The sequence below is a fragment of the Wolbachia endosymbiont of Folsomia candida genome, from assembly GCF_001931755.2.
Taxonomy (GTDB): Bacteria; Pseudomonadota; Alphaproteobacteria; order Rickettsiales; family Anaplasmataceae; genus Wolbachia.
Genome location: NZ_CP015510.2, coordinates 30591 through 49672 on the forward strand (window position 1 = coordinate 30591; position 19082 = coordinate 49672).

13 protein-coding genes are annotated in these 19082 nt (G+C 34.4%); 8 read left to right on the top strand and 5 right to left on the bottom strand.

The window, feature by feature from the left end; genetic code table 11:
• Positions 1 to 244: 244 nt before the first annotated feature.
• The 3 genes from infA to recG all read left to right on the top strand — a co-directional run bounded on the left by infA (position 245) and on the right by recG (position 3240).
• Positions 245 to 508, top strand: a complete 264-nt coding sequence (infA, locus tag ASM33_RS00145) for a translation initiation factor IF-1 (protein ID WP_110409571.1) — start codon at positions 245 to 247, stop codon at positions 506 to 508.
• The gene (locus ASM33_RS00150) at positions 486 to 1094 is read left to right on the top strand and encodes a Maf family nucleotide pyrophosphatase (RefSeq protein WP_110409570.1); all 609 of its coding nucleotides are present in this window, start codon (positions 486 to 488) and stop codon (positions 1092 to 1094) included. The genes infA and ASM33_RS00150 overlap by 23 nt, the downstream gene beginning before the upstream one ends.
• 82 nt (positions 1095 to 1176) lie before the next feature.
• Entirely contained in the window at positions 1177 to 3240 is a 2064-nt protein-coding gene (recG, locus tag ASM33_RS00155) for an ATP-dependent DNA helicase RecG (RefSeq protein WP_112477178.1), read from the top strand.
• Positions 3241 to 3333: 93 nt separating this feature from the next.
• On the opposite strand, the gene ASM33_RS00160 is transcribed toward recG, so the two are convergent.
• Positions 3334 to 7857, bottom strand: a complete 4524-nt coding sequence (locus tag ASM33_RS00160; RefSeq protein WP_110409569.1) for an ankyrin repeat domain-containing protein — start codon at positions 7855 to 7857, stop codon at positions 3334 to 3336.
• Between the two features lie 142 nt (positions 7858 to 7999).
• Here ASM33_RS00160 and ligA point away from each other — a divergent pair, with 142 nt between their 5' ends.
• Positions 8000 to 10204: an NAD-dependent DNA ligase LigA gene (gene ligA, locus ASM33_RS00165; protein WP_110409568.1), complete on the top strand. Its 2205-nt coding sequence runs from the start codon at positions 8000 to 8002 to the stop codon at positions 10202 to 10204.
• On the opposite strand, the gene ASM33_RS00170 is transcribed toward ligA, so the two are convergent.
• Both ASM33_RS00170 and ASM33_RS00175 read right to left on the bottom strand, forming a co-directional pair.
• Positions 10175 to 11257 (bottom strand): efflux RND transporter periplasmic adaptor subunit, encoded by a 1083-nt coding sequence (locus ASM33_RS00170; RefSeq protein ID WP_110409567.1) that lies wholly within the window; start codon positions 11255 to 11257, stop codon positions 10175 to 10177. The two genes, ligA and ASM33_RS00170, sit on opposite strands and share 30 nt — an antisense overlap.
• Before the next feature lie 159 nt (positions 11258 to 11416).
• Positions 11417 to 13222 (bottom strand): Rne/Rng family ribonuclease, encoded by a 1806-nt coding sequence (locus tag ASM33_RS00175; protein WP_110409566.1) that lies wholly within the window; start codon positions 13220 to 13222, stop codon positions 11417 to 11419.
• A gap of 164 nt (positions 13223 to 13386) precedes the next feature.
• Here ASM33_RS00175 and rpmG point away from each other — a divergent pair, with 164 nt between their 5' ends.
• The 4 genes from rpmG to ASM33_RS08255 all read left to right on the top strand — a co-directional run bounded on the left by rpmG (position 13387) and on the right by ASM33_RS08255 (position 17588).
• A complete protein-coding gene (rpmG, locus tag ASM33_RS00180; protein ID WP_110409565.1) occupies positions 13387 to 13587 on the top strand; it encodes a 50S ribosomal protein L33 in 201 nt (66 codons plus the stop codon).
• A gap of 23 nt (positions 13588 to 13610) precedes the next feature.
• Positions 13611 to 13886 (top strand): helix-turn-helix domain-containing protein, encoded by a 276-nt coding sequence (locus ASM33_RS00185; RefSeq protein WP_110409564.1) that lies wholly within the window; start codon positions 13611 to 13613, stop codon positions 13884 to 13886.
• Positions 13887 to 14019: 133 nt separating this feature from the next.
• Positions 14020 to 17379 carry a hypothetical protein gene (locus tag ASM33_RS00190; protein WP_110409563.1) on the top strand — a complete coding sequence of 1120 codons (3360 nt, stop codon included), beginning with the start codon at positions 14020 to 14022 and terminating at the stop codon, positions 17377 to 17379.
• A gap of 71 nt (positions 17380 to 17450) precedes the next feature.
• Positions 17451 to 17588: a hypothetical protein gene (locus tag ASM33_RS08255; protein ID WP_157956336.1), complete on the top strand. Its 138-nt coding sequence runs from the start codon at positions 17451 to 17453 to the stop codon at positions 17586 to 17588.
• Here the strand turns inward: ASM33_RS08255 and ASM33_RS00195 are convergent.
• Both ASM33_RS00195 and ASM33_RS00200 read right to left on the bottom strand, forming a co-directional pair.
• Entirely contained in the window at positions 17565 to 18554 is a 990-nt protein-coding gene (locus ASM33_RS00195; RefSeq protein ID WP_110409562.1) for an NAD(P)H-dependent flavin oxidoreductase, read from the bottom strand. The two genes, ASM33_RS08255 and ASM33_RS00195, sit on opposite strands and share 24 nt — an antisense overlap.
• A gap of 5 nt (positions 18555 to 18559) precedes the next feature.
• Positions 18560 to 19081 (bottom strand): cytochrome b, encoded by a 522-nt coding sequence (locus ASM33_RS00200; RefSeq protein WP_110409561.1) that lies wholly within the window; start codon positions 19079 to 19081, stop codon positions 18560 to 18562.
• Position 19082 lies beyond the last annotated feature (1 nt).

Below are 19082 nucleotides of genomic sequence, written 5' to 3' on the forward strand. Positions count from 1 at the left end.
ACTTATCTCCTTATAATAAAATATTAATATACTGAGAGTATATACAAAAAAATACTGTAATCAAGAAATTTTTAATATATTGTTTTAGATATTATACTATATTCACTCTTTTCATAAGATTATTTTTCAAACATTATAAAATTAGCGCCACAGTTTCAGAATTCGTTTTAGTGTTTTCTATTTATATTTATAGTATTTAAAATCTATGGTAGACTTAAAAATTTATTAAATTATAATATAACACATGATAAAAGACGAGAAATCGAAAACAATTTTTGAAGTAGAGGGAGCAGTAACTGCTTTACTGCCGGCAGCGGAATTTAGAGTAAAATTGGATAATGAGCATGAGATTATCTGTCACGTATCTGGTAAAGTAAGAAGGAGTAAAATACGCATCATTATAGGAGATAGGGTGTTAGTTGAGATGAGTATATATGATAGGAATGCAAAAAAAGGTCGAATAATTAGAAGGCTTAAAGGCACAAGTGAAAGAACGATATCTAAATAATCTCATCCTTGCTTCATCATCTGAAAGGCGAATAGCTTTATTAAAACAAATTAATATTAAACCTGGCTTAATTTTGCCAGCAGATATAGATGAAACTCCTTTAAAAAAGGAACTTCCAAAGGATTACTCAATTCGCATCGCAAAAAGTAAAGCTGAAAAAGTGCAAAGCTTAAATCCTGATTATTTTGTGCTTGGTGTTGATACTGTTGTTGCTTGTGGCAGACGAATATTGCCTAAGGCTGAAAATATTGAGCAAGCGGAAAAATGTATTCGTTTACTATCGGGCAGAAGGCACAGGGTTTACACTAGTATTTGCTTATCAACTACTGGTGGAGCTAAGCAGCATCTTAGGACTGTAGTTACAATAGTAAAATTTAAATGTTTAAGTGAGCAAGAAATTCAATATTATTTGACGTCAAAAGAATGGGAGAATAAAGCCGGAGGATGTAATATACAAGGCCTTGCTGGAATGTTTGTATTATTTCTACGTGGTTCCTACTCTTCCGTTATAGGTTTGCCACTACACGAGACTTATTGTTTGCTAAATAATTATTTTAATCTCAATTCACAGCAGGCTGAACTATAAAAATTGTTGAGTAGAAAAACATAAAGTGTTTTGCTACTAATCCAGAATTTTTGTTATTATTGGTAAGCAGTTTGATACATATATGAATACCAACAAACAATTAGACATGCTGGCTTTCTTAAGTAGAAATTTGGAGAATATACCTAAGTTTCACTCTGCAATATTAACTAAACTTTGTGGTGGTATTAGAGTAAAAGACCTTTTATTTTACAAGCCACTTAGCTATGTGGATAGAAGGAAGTCGTCATCTAATGCCCAAGTTGGAGAATTTGCAAGCTTTATTGCAAAAGTTCATGAGCATCAGCCACCCACTTTAAAAGGCAGGCCATATAAGATCATTGTCGAAAGTGAAGGTCAATATGTATTCATAGTTTTTTTTAGTTATTCAGTTAAATATTTACACAAATTATTTCCAATTGGAGCTTCTGTGCTTATCAGTGGTAAGCTTGAAAATTTTGCCGAATATTTGCAAATTACTCATCCAGATTATGTGTCACTTAACATCAGCCAAATCCAAGAAATTGCATGTATAGAGCCTGTGTATCAATTAAGTCGTGGTATTACTAACAAGAGCATTAGAAAAATAATAAATTCTAATCTGAAAGAACTGCCTGATTTGCCAGAGTGGATAGATGATGCATTGATTGGGCAGAAAAGATGGTTAAGTTGGAAAGAAAGTATCATAAGGTTGCATAAACCCAGCTCACTCACTGAAGCAGAAGCGTGTAGAAAAAGGCTTGCTTATGATCAATTGCTTGCATATCAGCTAGCACTGAGATTTGCACGGAAAGACAAACTAAAGGAGAGAGGAAGGGAATTTATAATATCAAACAAATATAAAGAGCAAATTTTAAATGAACTATCATTTCAATTAACTAATGATCAAATTCGTGCAATAGATGAAATTTCAGAGAAGCAGAAATCAAAGTATCGTATGATAAATTTACTCCAAGGCGATGTTGGAAGTGGTAAAACTGTGGTTGCACTTTTTGCAATGATAAATGTAGTCGAAAATAATCTGCAGGCTGCTCTTATGGCACCGACTACTATTCTTGCAGAACAGCATTACAACTGGATAGAAGAAACTTTGTCTGCTACTCACATAAAAGTTGCTTTGCTTACTGGGAAAACTGCGCGCAAGGAAAAAAAGATGATTATGAACGAGCTTGCGTGTGGTATTATAGATATAGTAATTGGCACTCACGCACTTTTTCAAGATAAAGTTATATTTAAGGATTTAGGACTTGCAGTAATAGACGAACAACAACGATTTGGGGTAATGCAGAGAAATCGTTTGGTAGAAAAAGGAGAAAATGCCGATATACTTTTTGTCACCGCAACTCCAATTCCAAGGACTCTGCAGCAAGCCATATATGGCGATGTTGAGTGCTCGATTTTGAAAGAAAAGCCAAAATCCAGATTGCCAATAAAAACCGTAACTATCAATATCAAAAAAGTAGCAGACGTTATTGAAAAACTGAAAGGTGCAATAAATAGAGGTGAAAAAGCATATTGGATTTGTCCGTACATAGAGGAAAACGAGGATATTAATATTGCTGCAGCAGAGATGCGCTTTAAGGAGTTACAAAAAACTTTTTCTGATAAAGTTGGCATAATACACGGAAGATTAACTCAAGATCAGAAAGATCAGGTTATGTTTTCTTTTAAAAGAAATGAATTTTCACTGCTGGTTGCAACAACTGTTATAGAAGTTGGTATAGACATACCAGATGCAACTATTATGATTATAGAAAATGCAGAGCAATTTGGGTTATCGCAATTACATCAACTAAGAGGCAGAGTAGGACGAGGAAGTAAGCCATCTTTTTGCGTGCTATTACACGATGCTTTAAGTAAAAATTCGCATTCAAAGCTAAAGATTATGTGCGAGTCACAAGATGGATTTTACATTGCTGAAAAGGATATGATGCTGAGAGGTAGTGGAGATATTTTAGGGACGAGACAATCAGGGTGTATGGAATTCAAATTCGCCGATTTATATAAAGACAGAGAGCTGCTGAGTCTTGCATATAATAATGTAAAAGATATGATGACTGAGAATAAATCTTTTAGGCTACTGCTTGATATATTTGAATATAAAAGTATAGAAAAAATAGATAACGTAATAAAATTTCTTACGTTTTAAGTAAAGCAGCGAAAACAAAGAGAAGCTCAGAATAGACCTTATATCTTGTCAAAAGCATCTGATGTTTTAAGATGCAAGGTCTATTTTACCTTATCATGCCCTACTTTTGCCTTGATCTGTAGCTATCTTTGAAAGCTGCACACCACTTACTAAAGAATTCACCAAAGAATGCGCTGTTATATCGCTGGAGTCTAAATTTTTTACTATTTCACTTGCTTTGTCCATAACATTTTCAGATAGATTAATTATTTCAGAAGCTTGAAGTTTGCTAGAACAAGATCTTTCAAAATATCCTTGCTTAATAGCATCACAAATAGGCATCCTTCCAAGCTGGTACTTCCCCCATACTTTTTTCTTTTCTTCATCACTTAATTCATCGAGTTTCTTTCTATCATTATCACTTACTTCTACAATTACTCTATCTTTATTCTGCAGATCATTATATAACGTGACCTCTAATCCCATAAGTGTTAATATAACACACCCGTTGCCTGAAAAATTAGCGTAGTTTTTTATGCCATTATTTACTTCGATCTCTATTTCATTTTCACCAATTTTTACTATACCACCACCAGACTCTCCTAAGCTTTCTGCTCCATTTATAACTTTAGTAACATCAATTATACTATCTTCTGAATACTCCAGATAGAAAGTAGTGTGGTCTATGTTTAGCTTATTTAATTTACCTTGGCTTATTGCGCTTCCAATAACTCTCTGAAACTCATTAATACGCTTAGAAAATTCTTTGGTAGCTTTTTGCAAATTAACTTCATGATCTGCAAAAATTTCTGATTTCTTTAACTCGTAATTTATTTTGTTATAACTTTCACCAGAAACTGCTCCTTTCGACACTAATTTGCAAACAATGCCGCTTGCAATTTTTGGATCTAGCTTTAACTGACTTGCTTTAAATAGCACTACATTTGCAAATGTATCTTTATTACCTTGAGCACAATTTATTCTGACTCCAGCTTTCAAAGCTTCATCAACAATTTTATATAGCTCAAGCATATTCTGAGCTTTGGATACTAGATATAAAAATTTATTTAGCTTTAATTCTTCACGCTTTATTAGCTTAGTTTGTTCAAGATGGCTTCTTTCTTCTACACGTACTTTTTGTGTAGAAACGTCTGAAAATCTAGTGTTAGGTGCTTTCTGCTTAATATTGGTTATAGGCTCTTCATCACTTTTTGTGTCAGCACTTTTAGCTTTATCACTTTCACTATATTCAAAATTGGTATTATCTGGATTAATTTGCAAGTTTATACCTTTTTGTGGTGCATCATTCCAGACCACAGCACCACTCGCTTCTGGAATAATATCACCTGGCTCACCCCATTCAAATTTTTCAATACCAAATGTTACAGCCCTGTCCGTTTCAGTTTTTAAGGTGGCTTCAGCCCATACAGAATCATCTAGTTGTTTTGTTGTTGTTCTCTCTTGATATTTTAACTCATTATGATCAGCTTGAAGATCCCAGACATTCATCCAATGATCAACACTAGTCATTCCATTTAATTTATTATAAGCAGTGTCAATACAAAGATCAGGAACTTCTTTTATATGCGAACCTATTTCATGGTAAAAATTTTCATTAAATGCATGAGAGCTCCTTTCTTCGCTCATTTGAGATGTTGGTTCTTCACCACCTTTGCTATTTTCTATAGCTCTATCAAGTATCTTGGTAATCTCTTCTTTTTCATTACCACTAAAAATTTCTATAAAATTTTTACACCATAAAAGATCGTTGGTAGAAAGGTCAATCAACCTTTCAAACATTTTATAGACCTCTATTTTTTCATGTTCTTCATAGTCTTTGTTAATGATCCTTGCAGCAACTATATGTAAAAGAGGTGCTCCTATGCTGTTTGTAACATTTACTTTTGCTTTTTTTAACGCTAATTCATGTTCAGCATCTGTCCTGAAACTACATGCAGCTAGAGCTCTAGGTGTTGCATCTGCATATTCAGCATCATTCTTCACTTCAGTTACAACACTACTATATCCATCACTTTCTGTGACGATAACAACATGATTTTCTAAAATTTCAGTCTCTGCTTTTGTGAAATTACCGCACCGAACATTATAATCCGCTCCGTTTTTAATCAAAAATTCCATTTGGCTCGAACTTCCATATTTAGCAGCAATATGAATTGCTGCTACACCATGTTTATTTTTTGCATTAACATCCACGCCACTTCTTACGAGAAAATCTAAAATTTCTTCACTACAACCCCATTTTACTGCATGGTGTAATAGAGTGTTTCCTTCGTTGTCACAAACACTCAGTTGTTCATGAGTTTTTTCAACTGCTGATTTGATAATTTCTGATAATTCACCTTTTACAGCATTATAAGATTTCTTATTTTGTTTTATAACATCTGGAATTATAGCTTCTATCTGTGCGTCTATATCGATATTCATGGTATGGTGAAGAAGGATGGGATCCAATATCTTATCCTTAATAGAACTTGATATAGAATACCAAAGTAAGTTTGAAAAGGATTTCATATGGGAAGGTGCATTTAGCGCATCTTCAAATTTTTCTTGTGTTATTTCTGAATTAGTTATAGAAGAAATAAGCAATTTTAATATCTTAGGATCTTTACTTTTAACAGCATAGTGAAATGGTGTATAGCCATTTTTATCTGTAATAGCCACTGCTGCTCCTTCTTTAAGTAGTGTCTCTATTACAGCACACTTTCCGCTTTCAACCGCAAAAAACAAAGGAGTATTCCCGTTGTGATTTCTGGTATTTACATATTCTTTTGCTTTAGCTGCACGCTTCAGTTCAAGATTGCATATTTCGCGATGAAGTCGGTCGTAAGCTTCATCATCTATGGTTTGAAATAACTCTTGCACCTTTTCATCGATAAGCTCGGTATGATCTTTTACATGATAGTTAATAAAAGAACTAATCATGGCAATAATGTTTTCACTATTATCATCATTAAACTCGCGTTTTTCATCTTTGTTATCAGCGCCATAAAACTTGTGATTATTATAAATAATATAATGTAAAGGATTATTACCTTCATCATCTATAGCGCTAACGCTTGCCCCTTGCTTAAGAAGCAATTGAATCGCACCCCTTTGTCCGATAGAAGCAGCTCTATGTAATACAGTCACTCCATTTGCATTCTTGATGTTCAGAGCAACTTTTTTCCCACTTTTTATCATTATGTCTGCAATATTTTCACCATTTGCTTTGCCTTCAATAGCATCAAAAATAGGTGTTTCTCCGGTTCTTTCGTGCGGAAAGTTAATATTTGTTTCATTATTTTCTAAAAAGAATTGTATAATGTCCAAGCATTCGCTCATGATTGAAAGACGAAACGGCGTATTACCATCAATATCTTCAATGTTAGGATCAGCTCCTGCCCTAAGTAACAACTTTGCACTTTCTTGATAACCGTATTGAGCAGCAATATGTAAAGGAGTTTTTCCATCTATATCTTGTATATTCAGATCAGCACCAGCGTCTAAAAGTAAATTTAACGTCTCAGTATAGAAAAGACTTTGAGGATTGTGTAGTAGAGTTGACCCAAATTCCCCCCTTCGAAGATTAAGCACAAACTGCAAATCTTCACTATTTTCTTTTTTTAAAAATTCTTTTAAATCTTTAATATTATCATTATCAATAGTATACTCTGAGTCATACTTTTCCCTAGTTGAAGAATAGTTTATTTCGCAAAGAAGCTCATATAATTCCTCATTTAATTTCTTCTGTTTATCAGGTAATCTCTTCAATTTCTCGTCGAAAAAGAGGCCAACAGCATTATAACAACGGAGATCAGTTGCCATTTGTAATGGAGTCTTACCATCATTATCTGGTATATCAGGATTTGCCCCTGCACCCAAAAGCATTTCAACACCTCCAAAGCACTTGAACTCAGTAGCATAATGCAGTGGAGTTTTTCCTTTTATATCTTGTATATTTGGATTTGCTCCTGCGCCCAAAAGTAATTCTGTTACTCCATCATGAAACTCTGTAACATCATGTAATATTGTCATTACGTTTTCATCTGAAAAATTCAGAACGATTTTTATGTCTTCACTATTTTCAGCTTCTAAAAAACTCTTCAGGCATTCAATATTATTCTGCTCTCCATTGCCAAACCTACCTTCAAAAAAGTCAGATTCATAGGTTCTGAAGGATTCTTTTAGCTCATCTAAAATACCAAATAGCTTTGCACGTATTTGTTTTTGCTTCTCTGTCAATCCTGAAAAATCCGATAAGTCCGATTCTTCAGAACTAGATTCTATGCTTGTATGACCTGTTAACCACGAATTTTCAGCATCTGATAAATCCGATTCTTCATAGCTAGATTCTATGCTTTTATGACCTGTTAACCACGGATTTTCAGCATCTGATAAGTCTGATTTTTCAGAACTAGATTCTATGCTTTTATGACCTGTTAACCACGGATTTTCAGCATCTGATAAGTCTGATTTTTCAGAACTAGATTCTATGCTTTTATGACCTGTTAACCATGGATTTTCAGCATTTGATGAGTCCGATTCTTCAGAACTAGATTCTATGCTTTTATGACCTGTTAACCACGGATTTTTATCAGTTGATCCTTCAGAACGCTTATTTGTTGTAGCCTCGCCCATTTGTTCCCTCTACACTAATATCACATAACAGATTATGCCTGTACAGTTATCAATTTTCCATTAATTATGGTTTCGATAAAATAGTAACCCATATGGTATCATGTTTATGTACTAACTTTAGCATGTCAAGTATAAACTACGTATGATTGATTTAAAAAAACTGAGAGAAGAGTTGAGTAAACTGCAAGATCAAATAAATTATCATAATATCTTGTATCATCAGAAAAATGCACCGAAAATTACTGATGCTGAATATGATGAGCTTAAGCAAAAGGCAGCTAAAATAGCAGCAGAACTTCCAGAAGTTAATGAAACACAAAATAGTGTAGGTGCTGCGCCTGATGAAAGATTTTCCAAAGTAAAGCATATAGAACCCATGCTTTCTCTTGACAATGCTTATGATGAGCAAGGTGTAGAAAAATTTTTATCTAAGATAAACAGATTCTTAAACGATGATAAGATAGAAATATTGTGTGAACCAAAAATTGATGGGCTATCATTTTCTGCAATTTATGAAGATGGAATATTTGTTAAAGCTGCAACCCGAGGTGATGGTTATATAGGAGAAGATGTAACTAACAATGTTGCAACGATAAAAGGCTTTCCTAAGTTGTTGCAAGGTGTGCATGGCAGATTAGAAGTAAGAGGTGAAATATACATCTCTAACGATGATTTTTTAAAATTAAATGAAAATAATAGACTTCTTGCGAAACACGCTTCTGGGGGACAAATGCTAGAAGCACACGGAGCAGAAAACCGGAGTGTATTGGACATACATGAGGATTTGAGCACCGGAGCGACAACGCAGTTACCCCTGGAAGTAGAGTTTCGAAAGAAGTCTAATGAGTTTGCAAATCCTCGTAACGCAGCTGCTGGTTCTCTAAGGCAACTGGATGCAAGTATTACAGCAAGTAGACCACTCAAATATTTTGCCTATTCTATAGTTGGTGGAATTGAGAAAAGTCAAAATGAAGTACTAAGCAACTTGGAAGCACTTGGTTTTTGTGTAAATGAACGTAAATGTTTGGCAGATAATTTAAATGAAATGCTTGAGTTCCATAATGAGATTTATAATGATCGTTATAATTTAGGTTATGATATTGATGGAGTAGTCTATAAAGTAAATGATTTGGCATTACAGAGTCGTCTTGGTAGCACTAATAAAGCACCACGTTCAGCCCTTGCATACAAATTTCCTGCAGTTTGCGCAAAAACAAAGTTAAACAAAATATTTATACAAGTCGGTAGGACAGGAGTTTTAACTCCAGTTGCAGATCTAGTGCCAATCAATATTGGTGGAGTGTTAGTGAGTAGAGCAAGCCTTCACAATCAAGATGAGATAAGGCGTAAAGACATAAGGGAAGGAGATATTGTAATAGTCAAAAGAGCAGGTGATGTGATACCTCAAATCGTTGAAGTAGATAAAGATTCTCGTTCTGCAAATTCACCTGAGTTTTTATTTCCTAAGGTATGCCCTGAATGTGGAAGTGCAGCACACCAGATTGAAGGAGAAGCAGCAGTAAGATGTTCTGGAGAATTCACCTGTAAAGCTCAAATTATAGAAAAACTAAAGCATTTTGTGTCTAAAGACGCATTTGATATCGTTGGTCTTGGTGAAAAACAGATAGAATTTTTCTACAATCTTGGTCTGATAAAGCAAATTCCTGATATTTTCATTTTAGAAGAAAAATTAAGCGAGTTTAACTTGGAAGAACAACATGGGTGGGGAGAAAAATCAATAACTGGGTTGCTCAATTCCATAAAAAATAAAAGAGTAATAGCTTTAGATAGATTCATATTTTCCTTGGGCATAAGATTTATCGGTCAAGGTGCAGCAAAATTGCTTGCAAACTATTATATGCTTTATGAAAATTGGTATAACTCTATGATAAAATTATCATCTGATAATAGATCTATTACGGAACCTATTTGTGAGAGTTCTAGTGAAGCTATGTCCGAACTAGTGGGCCTCGATGGAATAGGAAAAAAAATGGCAGGGTCTTTAATGCTGTTTTTTTCTGAGAAACGTAATGTTGAAACATTAAATAACCTTACTTCTCATATAAAAATTCTACCTGTGGATACCTACGACAAAGATTCTATGTTCAACAATAAAATTGTAGTATTTACCGGCACATTAACAACTACAAGTAGAAGTGAAGCAAAAGTTAAAGCCGAAACACTAGGAGCAATAGTCAGCTCAAACCTTTCTGCTAAAACCGACTATCTAATTGCAGGAGAAAATCCTGGGTCAAAATATAAAAAAGCAGTGGAATTAGGTATAGAAATTTTAGATGAAGACCAGTGGCATAAAATGTTAAATCTTATCACCAGCCCTAACAAATAAGTGACCCAGCACAATCAACTTTATAGATTTATCTTCATTGTTTAATACCACCCAAACCCCATCACTTTCATGATCAACAATTTCAATTGGCGTAAAGATTACACGATTATCGTCGCCAACTATTTTGATCCCCAAGGTGCCATCATCACTTAAGCTTAAAGCTGAAGAAGGTACTTTATAAGCAAATTTTTCACCTGAAGGCAGCTTTACGTTTGCAGTTAATCCTTGCAAAAATATCATCTCATTATTATTAACCTTTAACTCTACTCTGTAAGATCCAGTTTTAGGTTCAGCAATTTTACTAATAAAACTTACTTCACCCTCTAATTCTCTTTCGTCCAGCAAATCAATTTTAGCTATACTTCCTAGCTTGATTTTATCTACTTCACTCTCTGAAACGTACAACACAGTAAGGACTTGATCAAAATTAACTACGTCAGCTATTTTCTGTCCAGCATTAACAAAATCCCCTTCATTTGCATTAATTTTGTCGATATAACCATCTATAGGGGATTTAATTTCAGTATTTTCTAAATCTAGCTCTAGTCTTTTTAGGTCAGCTTTTGCACTTTTGAGCGCAGTAAAAGCTGCATCTACGTATATTTGTGCTTTATAGCCTTTTCTATTAAGTTTTTTAGATGAATCATACTCCGTTTCGCGTTGGCTCAGCAAAGCCTTGGCTTTCTCAATTTGCTCAATCCTGTCATAATTTTCTATTTTTAGTACTACATCATCTTTTTTTATCTTTTCCCCATCAGATAAATAAACATCTGTAATTTTACCGCTTGTTTTTGAGGTAACGCTGGCCCTATGCATTGGATTTACCGTACCAGAAAAATTTAAGTATATAATACGATTTTGTGGTTTGCATTCTTGAATTTTTACTGAGAAGTTTCTAGCAGAGTTATCACTATGACTCGCTTGATCTTTCTTTATAAACACATTGTTGATAAAAAATAGCAGAATAAAAGCAATGCTAGAAATGATGATCACTTTATTCCTCATCTTTAACTGATGGAACTTGTTGATCAGCTTTTTTAGAAACGATTTCATAAGTTAAATTTTCAATTAGCGCTATAATTATGATATAAGCATATTGCTTCTATTGTCACTAAACATTTTGAAAATTATCTATTTTCTCTAATATTTTGTATTGCTCTATGAACCACATCTTAGGCCTCAATCATGAAACTGAGACCTAAAGCTGTATATCTAGCCTTTCGAATTCAAAAGACGTGAAAGCCATTTGGTTAACCAAAAGCTGCCAGTTTTTTCTTGTAGCTTATTTAAATCAGAAGGCTTTTCGTTGCTGACATTTTTATTATTCTCAATTTGGTATCCAGAATTTTCCAATGGTTTGTTTGTTTCAGAGTGGCCATGTAAATGAACGTCGTCTCCTTGTTTTAAAACGAATACATCAACATCCATGCTATTATCAACACTAACATTCAGTGTAATATTGAATTCACTTTCTATTGTAGCAACAGTTTGCCGTTTATTGTTAAAAATATGCCCAACAACTGCACCATGCGCGACTAAATCAAATGATCTATTTCGATTTTTATTAGCAATGTGTTGTAATTCCCTGAGTATCGACGTCACAATTGCTTCGCTGGATTTTACCCTTCCAAGTCCCTTGCAGTAAGAACACTCTGTAGTGTTAACTTCCTGTATGTTTGGTTTAATTCTCTGTCTTGAAAAGACCATTAAACCAAAGTCATTTATGTAGCTAAATTGAACCTTAGCTTTGTCATCCTTAAATGCTTGTTTTATAGCAGATTCAACAGCTCTGCAATATTGATATCTTAGCATATCGATAAAATCGACCACTATTAACCCAGATAACCCCCTTAAGCTCACTTGCCTGGATATCTCAGGTGCTGCTTCCATATTCGTTCTATAAGCTGTTTCCTCTATACTATCTTCTCCTGTCATTTTTCCTGAATTTACATCTATTGAAACAAATGCTTCAGTTAAAGTTATTATCAGAGACCCACCAGATGGAAGCTTTACTCTATTGCTATAGAGTTCAGAAATTTGATCTTCAATCCCGTAATAAGTAAATATTGGAATAGAACCCTTATATAACCTATAGCGTAATTTGCTACCTTTTAATGCATTTTGAGCATACTTTCTTACTTCTTCGAAAGCTTCTTTACCAGATATTATGATTTCTACATCATTACCACAAAAATCACGGACAGACCTCATAATTATGTCTGCCTCATTATAAATTAATGATGAAACCCCTATAGAAGAAGCATTTTTTTGGATATTCTGCCACAACGAAGATAAGTAATTATAATCCTGTTCAATTTCTTTCTTACTTTTTCCTGAGCCAACAGTTCGTATTATTAAACCTGACCTTTTTGGCAAAGTTAGTGAATCAAGCACATCCTTTAATTGCTTTCTGACATTAGAGTCTTCAATCCTACGCGACACCCCACCTTTACTCATCGAATTGGGCATAAACACACAGTATCTACCAACTAAAGTTATGTATGTTGTAAACGATGCTCCCTTATTACCCCGCTCTTCCTTAGTGAGCTGAACCAATACCTTTTGATTTACTGAAATAACATCCTGTAATTTATATTTCTTGTATAAAGGTACCTCTCTAACAAAACCATTACCGGATTCATTGCTGCTCTTACTACTAGTGGCAGAATCTGAAGAAGTAGTTGCCTTAGTGTCATTACCTTCTTCTGCAGAATTATCACTTGAATAATGCTCAAAAAGAGCTTCCTTTTCTTTTTCTGGAATGTTGAAATAATCCATGGCTATTTCAGAAAAAGACAAAAAACCCTGCTTATTTTTACCATATTCAATAAATACAGCTTGCAAAGAAGGCTCTATACGCTTTACATAAGCAACATATATATTACCCCTTAATTGTTTTTTCTCCTTAAATTCCTGTTCAAATTCTACAACCCTATTATTGACAGATAAGACAACCCTTACCTCATCAGAACAGATAGAATTTTCTATCAATAGTAACCTTTTACCCTTATTTCCCACTTATATACCGTCTGCTTTTGCTCATTGAAATTAATGAGTATACTACCGAGTGCGCTGCTTACTGTCAAGAATTTTGCAATTCACATTATTGCAATAGTATAAAGCGATTGACTTTTGGCGTTTTGCCCAATAAACTCTTGTGAAATTCATTATATTATATAACTATGGCTAAAAAAAATGCTTCTCTACTTGTCAAATTGGTTAGCACTGCAACCAAAATAGCAAGAAATGGTGAAGAAAAATTAACAGGTTATTTTTATGTCAAAAAGCGTAACCCAAAAAAACTTATTAAAAAACTAGAATTCAAAAAGTATGACCCAGTTGTCAGAAAGCATGTGTTGTTTAAAGAAGAAAAATTAAAGTAATTTTTTCATAATTGAGGGTTATTATGCAAGATTCACAATCAGGTTGTCCTGTAGTAATAGAATTGGGTGATATAAGAGATACAAAATTAAAGTTAATAAAGCTTGTTGCACGGTTGATAAATAAGAAATATTCAACACAGAAAAAGGCAGCAAGTGCTCTAAACATCGATCAACCTAAGGTGTCTCAGATCAATAGGGCAAAAATTGAGGGTTTTTCCTTAGAATATTTGATTAATCTGTTAGTTGTATTGGGTCAAGACGTAAACGTGAAAATAAAGCACAGTTCTGAAACTGCTTAGCGTTTTAACAAAGCTTCGCACTCGCTTTCACGCATATGGTGCTAAGCTATGTGACAAACAGCATTCATAAAAATTTCATAGCAATTTATATATTAAATAGTTCTCTTAAGCTAATAGGGAATAGATTAAAAAAATGTTCATTCCTAACAATAATATCAAAATTGTTTGTAAGTTAGAGCAGGATAGTGCGAGTACGATTGGCATTACACCTTTAAACCAAAGTAAAGAGAACCATGATAAGGTAAAAATCACCACATTAGCAAGCAACGTTAGTATTAGCGATATATTCAATTTTTCTCCGGGGTATTTTGACAACTCAGACCCAGGAAAAGATGAATTTCTTGGTGGTTATCCAAGTACAACAGATGAAAAAGATATACAATCTTATCTACTTGATAAGGGCACAGATTACTTGTGGGTAAAAAAAGAGCAAGAATTGCTAGCAATATATAGATTCAGCTCGTTAATACCGCAGAATACAGTAACAATGGGAACTAAAGCACTAGTCTCAATCGCTTTTGACACGAGAAATATACTAAGCAAGGATGGAAAACTTGTTGGTGTAGATCAGTATGATTATGATCACACACAAAAATATTTAAAACTTGTACAAGGAAATGAGCTTGAATCTGGCAAAGGTAAATATGTTATACAAGTCCAACATATTGATGAAAAGACACCATCAAATAACGGAATAATAGGAGAATTGCCTGTTGTATATCCTTATTTTGATACGGCAACTTCTCAAATAAAGTTTATAGGAGGTGGAAACGCTAGTGATGCCGCTATAAAATATGCAGGTGCTGATAGTGAATATTTCACTATAGAATCAAAAAATGGCAATCGATATGGTTATTTTTCAGATGAAAATGGTAATAAAACTAGCAAATCAGATTTTTATAAATTTCCATTGCCAGATATAGAGCCTTTGCAATTAACGCTACTTGCAAGCATTGAAGACTACGCACAAAAAAAATTAGAATTGGAAGACTCACACTCTGCAGCTTTCAGTACTGCACAAGTTAAAGAAAAAGGAGTATCCACAATTGTAAATAGAGTTAAACGTCAAGTTGAAGAAGATGAAGTTTTTAAAGATAATATAAAAGATTTGCTAAAAAGTGATCAAGGCTTTAGAGATAGCGTAAAAGGAGATCCAGGTATTCAAGGCCCAAGAGGACAAGAGGGGCAAAAAGGTGCTTCAGGAAGAGATGGAATAAGTCCAACTGTTAAAGCAGTAGCTGATGAACTAGTTACTCAGAAGGTAAGTGAGCTGGGCGAAGCAATAATAGACGTAGAATCAAGTGGTCGAAATAAATCTTTGTCAACTCGAATAACATATTGGCTTAAAGACCTGCTCAAAGGTGATCAAAATTTTCAAGAAAATGTTGCTGATGAATTGCTTGATAGAACCAGCGGCAACAGCATAGTGTTAGAAGTTGCAAAGAGAATAAATAAAAGGTCAGTAGAAGATAGAGCTGTAAGGAAGGTAACAGATAAGGTTGATATGCGGGCTGTTGTGGATAAAGTAGATCCAGATAAAGTTGTAGAAGAGCTGATAGGAGCTATTGGTGGCAATGCTGCTGAGCAAATCATTCACGATAAGATTCAAGGTGTTAATAAAAACAGATTTGCTGATAAACTTGTCCAAGAGGTTGGAAGCAATAACGCTAAAGATATTGTTAGTGATAAAATCACCGATCCATTGCTACTTATTGATAAGCTTTTAGAAAAGAGTCCAAGTGCTGAGCAAAAGATCATAGGAATTCTGACAGATCCAAACAACACTGAGTTAATAATCAAAGCATTTGCGGAGAAATATCCTGAAGTTGATATTGAATCTATTATAAGAAATTTTCAAAGATCTCATGCACAAAAAGCCATAAATGTACGTGGTAGCTTAAAGCAGACAGAAGAAGCTATTGAAGAATTGAAAGATGATATTCAAAAGTCTGCTCCACACACTGCAAGCCCAGCTCAAGTTGGTGCAAACCAAAAAGATATTGAAGATGCAAAAAAGCAAGCTGAAGCTGCAGCGCAAAAAGCAGAAACTGCACAAAAATCTGCAGAAGCTGCTAGAGATGAAGCTAAAGGTTTTGCAAGCCAAGCAAAGAGTTCAGCAGAGGTAGCCGCATCAGCAAGAGATTCGTCAATAAGTTCATTACATGAAATTGCCCAGCGCTACTCAAATTTAAACAGAGATAAGAGCGATATCTCAAGAAAAGCGCACAGAGTCAAAAGAAGTATGGAAGAAGAAAATGCGAGTGAAGAAGCTACAGAAATTCTAACGATGCACGATATACGCAGGATTTTGGAAAAAGATATGAGTGAATCAGTAAATAGAGTGAAAAGAGATACAAAAAATATGGTAGACTCAAGTGAAGAGAAAACAGTAAAAGAGATAGAAAAAATAAATTCGCAGGTAATACACATGGAATCAGAAGTTAAGGATATTTCTATGCAAGTAAATGAAGAACAACAAAAGGTTCAAGAAATAGTTCAAGCAATTGAACAAAGTATTCAGCAAATAGGATCTGACTCTCTGAATGCACAACGAACAAGCAGGAAAGTTGCACAAAGAGTGGAGGATTCAAGAATCAAAGCGGAAAATGCTGCAGAAGAAGCAGCAGATGCAAGAGATGAGTCTCAAAATTTTGCGAAAAAATCAGAAAGCTCTGCAAGTGAAGCTCAAGGAAATGCAGAAAAAGCCGCTCAAGCTATCAAGGATATAGAAGAAGAAATTAAAGATATAGAGCAGCGAATACTACCTACAACACCTTATTCTAATGCATATCAAGAAAAAAAATATCAGCTAAAAATAATTCAAAGTGATGATAATTCAACCGAAATAGCAATTGAAGATAAAGGCGTTATTGGTAAATTCTCTAAGGTCGGATATTACTTTTGCAATGGCCAATTACACATACATAACCCTGAAACTAGAGTTGACATAGCTGTTCCTTCAGAATTTAACCTTCTAAAAGTTGTGGAAAATCTAGAAATGCCCACACAGTATATATTGGTGCTCACAAATCAATTGGGTAATGAGCTTTTTGAATATAAGAAATACGACCCAGCTTTTTCTTCTCTTGCAGGCGAGTTTAAATCTCTAGATTTACAACAAATTAAAACTCTGAATAAGATTAATTTTCAGAATGGATCGTATTTTATATTAAAACCAGGTGCAGTTAGTTCTCAATGTTATGCAGTTGACGTGTACGAAATTGCATCCAACGAAAAAATTGGGACGCTGAGTGATGAGTTTTGCTACTACCAAAATGGCCAGTTCCATTATGTGAATTACCATACAGGAAGTGAAATTCACCATTCTTCATCTCATGAACACTATTTATCACTAAATCAAAGTGAAAATTATCAAGTTGAGGTTAGTATTGTTTGTGGAGAAAATAATGCAAAAGTTGCACATGATGTGAATCCGATTGTAACCAGTGAATTTGGCCTGCTTGAGTATTTCGCAGATCATAACTTGATCTGATGTAGAGTGGACCTTAAGTTATACAGTGTATAAGCAATAGACTTCTTTCGAAACTCGCTTTTGAGAGGCAAGTGTTAGGAGCACACGGAGCGGAAAACCGGAGTGTATTGAACATACATGAGGATTTGAGCACCGGAGCAACAACGCAATTGCTCACAGAAGTAGAGCTTCGAAAGAAGTCTAATCTATTCATTCGCCTGCTGAACTAACATATCTATAACTTCTTTTACAGGCCTCTCCTTATCAACCATACCAACACTTTGACCAGCCATTAAAGACCCTGTTTCAATATCTCCTTCAATTACCGCTCTTCTTAAAGCCCCAGCCCAGAATTTTTCTATCTCAAGTTGCCCATCTTCTCTTGAAATATTTCCCATGTTATATTCATCAATAACTTCTTTTTGACGTTTTATAAAATCATCACTTGCTTTGTTAGCTATAGCTCTTACTGGAATTACAGGAAAATCAGCACTTATTTGCACAGAAGGTGTCGCATTACGCGCAGCTGATTTTATAAATACTTCCTTAAAATTTTTGTGGGCAATTGACTCATTTGTACAAACAAATAATGTGCCTATTTGGCAGCCACTTGCTCCCATTTCAAGGTAATTCATCATAATCTCGCCTCTTCCTATTCCGCCTGCAACAAACACTGGTATTTGTTCGTTTTTAAAATGAGGTAATATTTCCTGTGCTAGCACGGAAGTACTAACCGGACCTATGTGTCCACCTGCTTCCATGCCTTCTATTATCAATGCATCAACTCCCATTTTGACGAGTCTTTTTGCAATGCTGAGTGCTGGAGCAAAGCATAAAATTTTTATTCCGGCATTTTTGATTTTTTCTATACTAGGTTTTGTAGGCAACCCACCAGCAAGCACTATATGGCTAACTTTCGTTTCAATGCATACATCTATCAATCCGCTCAAGCTTGGGTGCATAGTGATCAAATTTACACCAAATGGTTTGCTAGTTAATTTTTGTGTCTCTGTAATTTCTATCTTTAATAGGTCTGGAAACATCGCACCACATGCAATAACGCCAAACCCTCCAGCATTTGATATTGCAGAAACCAAGTTTCTTTCTGAAACCCAGCTCATAGCACCACCCATTATTGCAAACTCACTACCGAGAAAATCTGTTCCTTTTCTCCATAGATTACTTAATTTCTCCATACGTTCTATATAATACGTTTAAAAATGTTTTGTTTGTCTATTAGTGTGTGTTTTAAAGCACCAAGTATATGTAATGTTATAAAGAATATCATAGAATATGCAAGCAACGAATGTAGCTCATTTGCTGCAATAGCTAATTCTTTATTCTTATTGATTATTAAAGGAATATGAAAAAAATACTTAATCTTTATACCGGAAGCTGAAGACATAACGTAACCAGATATCGGCATTAATACCATCAAAAAATATAAACTTAAGTGCACTATTTTTGTTATAGTAATTATAAATTTTGGGGAATTTGCAGGAAACGGAGGTACATAAGTAAAAATACGAAAGAGTATGCGTATTATAATTAGACCTAAGAGAGTAATTCCACAAGCTTTATGAATAGCGTAAATACTGAATTTGATTTCGTTGCTTACTGGTAAACTTTTCATGTAAAATCCTGCAGAAAGCATGCCTATCATGAAGACAGCCATTAACCAATGTATTATTCTTAAAGCTAAGCTATACTTCTCACTTTCCATT